Below are 5,299 nucleotides of genomic sequence, written 5' to 3'. Positions count from 1 at the left end.
ATAGCGATTTCAGCTCTAAGGAGCCGTCGGGCGATAGGCAGTCAATTTGATAGCGATAAGCCTGGCTAACGCCCTCTTGGCCGCTGATGGATTGCGGCAAAAGCTGCTCACCCCAAGCTGCACCATCGCCAAGTTGTAGGCCTATCTTGATTAAAGCCGCTCTGAAAATATACCAATATATTGCTTTGATATTTTATAGCCAACGTCTATTTGCTAATCATAAGTTCAGGCATTTTGGGTGTAGTTGGGCGAAGGCGAATTGATTTCTTAAATGAATCATAGCGAGACATACTTTCTGCAAATGGAGGTGGGTTTTTTGTTAGCAATGGATATCGGCCACGAGGGACGGTTGCCAGCTCTAATTTAATTAATGGCAAAACTTGTGAACCCATACGGCCATCAAATTCGGTGTACACCCCGTAAGCCTCTTCAATAGCATTTTTTTCCTGTTGTATTTTATAGGCAACGCCACCTTCCGATGAGGCCAGCCCCCCAATATCTGCGCCGCGTGGGCCAATTATTTGGCTGATGGTGGCTTTATATTCTGCTAATTGTGAGCCGCCAAATAAACCAATACCTGCCCGAGCTGCCGATTCAAGTGCACCAGCTCCCAAAAGCCCGCCTTCAGGAACATATTCAAGATGGATGTTATAGAGCACGCCCAGTGCATCTGGGTGGCGAAAACTCAGGCCAATTTTATTACTTAAATCGCCTTGATCGGCAATAAAGCCAAATGGGATACATAACCCTTGTTCCTTGGGTATTTCATATAGTGAACGAGCGCGAAAATTATTTAATACTTTTTGCATTTTCCCCTCAATATCCGTTTTAGGAAATGCGCCTGCTATTGTAAAAATATACATATAGGGAGCACGCCAAACATAGGCCTTATAGGTGACGTAGGGAGGTTTCATTTTTTCACGGCTTATATCTAGCTTGGCTTGCTCCTCTTTCCAGTATGCACTGCTATCGGGCAGGCCGGTATCAACGGCGCGCCAGTTTTTTTCGATATAGGCGATATGTTCTTCAATTTCTTTAATGCTTTTGTTTCTATCAACAAGTGCTTCTTCTAAATTGATGTAATTGTCGACGTCCGTTTTTTTTCTTTCAACACTTGCTGCGTAAATTCTTTCTTCTTTTTCAATGTCTGAGTGTAGTTTTTCTAATGTTGATGTTTTTCCAATTAATCCTAATGAACTCATGTTTTCTAAAGAATGCCCAATATTGTACTCGCTATTATTTAGGTTGGAATTAATTATTTCAGGCTTAAAAACTTTTATTTCAATTCCATTAATCTGTATGCCTTCTCCGACTATGCGATAGGTATTAATGCCATGAGTAAATCCTGGGCCATTAGCTAAGTTATGCTCATCATTAACGGGCCATTCTAATGGGTGCTGCACATCAAATTGCATACGCCCTAGGCATTCTGATTTTGCGCTGGCAGGGGCCTGATAGGCTAAGTTTTGTACCGCAATATAATCTTCTGGGCGTGGGTAGCCTGGCTCTATATGTTTTGGGGCCTCACCGCAAGCGCTCAAAGAAAAAGAGCTAGCTAGGGCGGTGACAAAATGGCGAATGATTTTTTTATTCATTGAATGATCCTTTTACGGTGGGGCGTAATGATTACATTGCCAGTGCTTTACTATCATTTTCTGGTAAATAGCTATCTTTTTGCATAATTATTGGTTTGGCTAAGTTTAATGTTCAGATATGGTCTTATTCACTTTTTTCATTACTAAAGTACAGTTTTTTTTGATCATCATTTTAGACTGATTCAACTGTTGTATGAATTTAAACATTTCGTAAGAGCTTGATTTGGCGAGCTCTTTATATGCGGTTAAAGAGAACGCTCTGTCATGGCTTTCTGCAAACTGCTGGCTCGTCATTTTAAGGTTATTTATATAAAGTAAGATTTTATCCTTTGGCACGTCACAGTAAACAGCTTGTCCGATTGACGCCCCATCTGCAGATGCATTTCTCTCCATTTGATCACATACCGTATCTATTTTCTCAGCTGCAGATTGTTCATGGCTTGAGCATTCTTGTTTAGCACTGGAATGGGGTTGAGTGGCTAAGTTTTGTACAGCAATACTCTCTTCTATCTGCACATCGCCGAGTTCAATATGTTCGGTTGCTTCACCATAAACACATATAGATAAGAAGCTAAGCAAAACGGTAAGAAAAAAGTGGTTTAATATTTTATTCATCAAATTATCCTGTAACCGTTGGCGGCTGTGATTGCATTGCAATCGTTGTAGAATGATCTGGGGCTTGATTATCTGCCAGCAAGGTTAAATTAATGCCGGATAAATTGTTCTCATTTTTTAGCCAGCCTATGGGTAATGCCACAATAAATCCTTTTACGCCTTGAGGTTTTTTCTCGATTACATTTTTTGGTGCATCCCAACTATGTAAACTTTTGCGGTCAATGGCTGTTTCAACCCGCCAAAAGGCTGGGTCAAAGGGCATGCGGCTATGCATACGCATGCTAGCCTTATCCCATGTAGGCCAAATAGAGTTGATGTTTAAATTAGACTGAGGCGTAAAGAGAAAGGCTGTTTGATAGGCTTTTAAATTAGCTTGTGCGACTTTTTGAATTTTTTCATATGTATCTGGATTTATAGGCTGCTCTATCACTGAGGCTAAATCACTGGCTGGTGTTTCTCCTCCCGCTAGGCCAAATATTTTTTTCCATAGCTTGCTGCGCAGCTGATGGACGCACAGGCTAACAGGCACAGGGTTTTTACCATCTAGTTTAATGTGTACTGGGCTATCATCACGAATAATAACCGCTAATTCAGAATCACCATCCCCCATCATGCTACGATCATTAATATTGGCGCTGCCTAATATGGCAACTCGGTCATCAGCAATAAGTAGTTTGCTATGCACATATATTTGCTCAGTAACTGGCATCTTGTTGATCATTTCCCAATTACGCAAATTAAGTAGCGTAAGGTATTTACTCCACACAAGCTCTGATTTTTTCTTATCAAAGATATCTTTGGGTAGTTTTTCGATCGCGGGGAAACGACAAGGCCGAACTGGCCTTGTCATAGAGTGGCGAATAAGGCAGCTAGGCCTGATTGATATCCCAATACCAAATCGTTGCGCCGTAGCTGGAGTTGGGGAAGTTAGGCATGGTCTCGCCCTGTGCAAATTCGCGGCGGGAGGCGTGTTGGGCGGGGGTCCACCACCAGCCTGTATGTGGGCAAGCGGTATTGGCGGCTGCGCGGCCGGTTTGCAATTGTTCTGCAGCTTGCGGCATGGAGTATTGGGCGCGGGCGTAATCGACCAGCTCGGCGGGGTAAAAAAATTTATCCCGATAGCTACTGTCGTCAATCTCTAGCAGCCAAGTAATGGCCGCCGCTTCGTAGCTCCAATAGCCAGTAAAGCCCGGTGAATCATGTTCTTCGTAGTATTGCTCCCGACGGCTGGCTGTATACCATTCATCTAGGTATTTGCTCATCAAGGCGGGGCGTTTTTCTGGCTGAGCATCGAGTACTTTTTGTAGTTTTTTATACGGCAGATTACGGGTGTAGACCACACCGGCGGCACGTCCTTGCACAAAGGGGGCGAGCAAAGTTTCAATCAGGATATCTGGATCTTCATTTTCATAATCCAGAATGGGCGCCCAGCGCGGGATCAGCTTGCTATGGCCCAGCAGCAGGCCAAAGCAAACTAAACGCAACGCTTGCCAATAGTCAAAGTCATACAAATCCAGATGTGGCACACGGCGACCGCCTGCTTCGGGGCTATCGTCAAATAGGCGGTCATATTTGGCGTAAATCTCCCAATATTCGAGCACCGTGGGGTAGAAGTCTTTTAATTCATCAAGCGGATTGCCTGCTGAATAGGCAATGCAGAGGTGATTTAGGGCATCCCAAGCACGTTGTTGAGTGGCAACCATAGCGGCATCCTTGGGGAAATCAGGATTATTGCCATTCAAAGCAATACCTCTGCCTACCCTTTCGTAGCCCCTAAGAGCACCGCTTATCACAAAGTCATAATGATCTACATAATCGAGTAAAGGCTCACGCTTTATGTTTACAAGTTCATCGGCAGTATACGTTTGCATAAATAGGCTCTATTTCTGAAGAATGTTATTGGGTAACTCGAGCAAAGGCTTACGAATTTCATGGTGATGACCGTGCTTTCGCTCATGCCGAACTTTTTGTTTGCCAGTGACCATAATGATCCAGCGATCATAGGGGGCTTGGGCTATTGGGTCTAAGAAAAGATCTTGCCTAAATTGTTCAATCTTTCGTAATAACGCAACCTTATGCTGCGGCAAGATACTTTTCTTTTCTACGCCTAAAATATTCCTAATAATCCAACGATGGCTCATCTGCACCCCTTTCGTCTTCGTATCCGATAAACCCTGCTCAACTTTCCGTCCTTGACGTTTCGCTTTCAGATCATCGTCATTTGCATCGCTAGGAATGCTTACTTTTCCGGGCGTTTTGCGATCTTGGGGCGCAGGGTCGAATGGTTCTTCATGCTTTAAAGCGTCAAGCTGTTCGCGCTGTAGGGCGGGCAAGGCTTGCAGCAGGGCAAAGGAATCAAGCAAGCTGCCCTTGGTTTCACCAATCACATAAGGCTGAGTGGGGGAGCGTAGCGGGCTGTGCCAGATATGGTCTATCCCTGCGCCTTTAGCGCTATCGTGTTCTTCGCGCTTACGGCCATGATCGTTTACTTTCTATAACCCCCGCTGTCGGCGGCTGTTCAATTGCTTTCTTAAAGCCCACTTTTGCTGTAGGCATATGGTAATCAGTTAAGTGCTCAGGCAACACGCCATTTTGCCAGTTGCTGCGTTTTTTAGCTTGACGTTTTTCACTGGTTTTAGTTTGCAGCGGGGTGGCTTTTTATATCGGTGTGCGGTTTTCGATCACGGAGAAACGACAAGGCCGAACGGGTCTGGTCATTGAATAGGGAATACAGCGGAGGTCTATGGGCGCTCTGATGTATTGGGTTTCGTCATTTTTCCCATAGGCGGGAATCCAGTATTTCTGGATTCCCGATAAAAACATTCGGGGATGACGATTTAGCCAGAGCTTCCCTAGGCCTGATTGATATCCCAATACCAAATCGTTGCGCCGTAGCTGGAGTTAGGGAAGTTAGGCATTAATTCGCCCTGTGCAAATTCGCGGCGGGAGGCGTGTTGGGCGGGGGTCCACCACCAGCCTGGATGTGGGCAGGCGGTATTAGCTGCTGCGCGGCCTGTTTGCAGTTGCTCTGCGGCTTGCGGCATGGAGTATTGGGCGCGGGCGTAATCAACCAGCTCGGCAGGGTAAAA

General features: G+C 45.0%; 6 protein-coding genes. All 6 read right to left on the bottom strand.

The window, feature by feature from the left end:
• Window positions 1-206 precede the first annotated feature (206 nt).
• A complete protein-coding gene (locus tag Q0R17_RS13905; protein ID WP_293935892.1) occupies window positions 207-1,415 on the bottom strand; it encodes a T6SS immunity protein Tli4 family protein in 1,209 nt (402 codons plus the stop codon).
• Window positions 1,416-1,700: 285 nt separating this feature from the next.
• Window positions 1,701-2,210 (bottom strand): hypothetical protein, encoded by a 510-nt coding sequence (locus Q0R17_RS13900; protein ID WP_293935891.1) that lies wholly within the window; start codon window positions 2,208-2,210, stop codon window positions 1,701-1,703.
• 4 nt (window positions 2,211-2,214) lie between these two features.
• Window positions 2,215-3,060, bottom strand: a complete 846-nt coding sequence (locus Q0R17_RS13895; RefSeq protein ID WP_293935890.1) for a phospholipase D-like domain-containing protein — start codon at window positions 3,058-3,060, stop codon at window positions 2,215-2,217.
• 19 nt (window positions 3,061-3,079) lie between these two features.
• Window positions 3,080-4,081 carry a PoNe immunity protein domain-containing protein gene (locus tag Q0R17_RS13890; RefSeq protein WP_293935889.1) on the bottom strand — a complete coding sequence of 334 codons (1,002 nt, stop codon included), beginning with the start codon at window positions 4,079-4,081 and terminating at the stop codon, window positions 3,080-3,082.
• 9 nt (window positions 4,082-4,090) lie between these two features.
• Window positions 4,091-4,597 (bottom strand): hypothetical protein, encoded by a 507-nt coding sequence (locus tag Q0R17_RS13885; protein ID WP_293935888.1) that lies wholly within the window; start codon window positions 4,595-4,597, stop codon window positions 4,091-4,093.
• A gap of 465 nt (window positions 4,598-5,062) precedes the next feature.
• Window positions 5,063-5,299 (bottom strand): hypothetical protein (locus Q0R17_RS13880; RefSeq protein WP_293935887.1); only part of this gene is annotated, 237 nt, incomplete at its 5' end.

The sequence above is a fragment of the Iodobacter sp. genome (assembly GCF_025352645.1).
Taxonomy (GTDB): domain Bacteria; phylum Pseudomonadota; class Gammaproteobacteria; order Burkholderiales; family Chitinibacteraceae; genus Iodobacter.
The sequence above is the reverse complement of the archived record's forward strand: the minus strand, read 5'-3'. Positions and strand labels throughout refer to the sequence as shown.

Excerpts from the sequence above, each read along its gene's own strand:
- Q0R17_RS13905 (WP_293935892.1), bottom strand. The coding sequence starts at position 1,415 with ATGCAATTTGATGTGCAGCACCCATTAGAATGGCCCGTTAATGATGAG.
- Q0R17_RS13890 (WP_293935889.1), bottom strand. The coding sequence starts at position 4,081 with ATGCAAACGTATACTGCCGATGAACTTGTAAACATAAAGCGTGAGCCT.
- Q0R17_RS13895 (WP_293935890.1), bottom strand. The coding sequence starts at position 3,060 with ATGACAAGGCCAGTTCGGCCTTGTCGTTTCCCCGCGATCGAAAAACTA.
- Q0R17_RS13900 (WP_293935891.1), bottom strand. The coding sequence starts at position 2,210 with ATGAATAAAATATTAAACCACTTTTTTCTTACCGTTTTGCTTAGCTTC.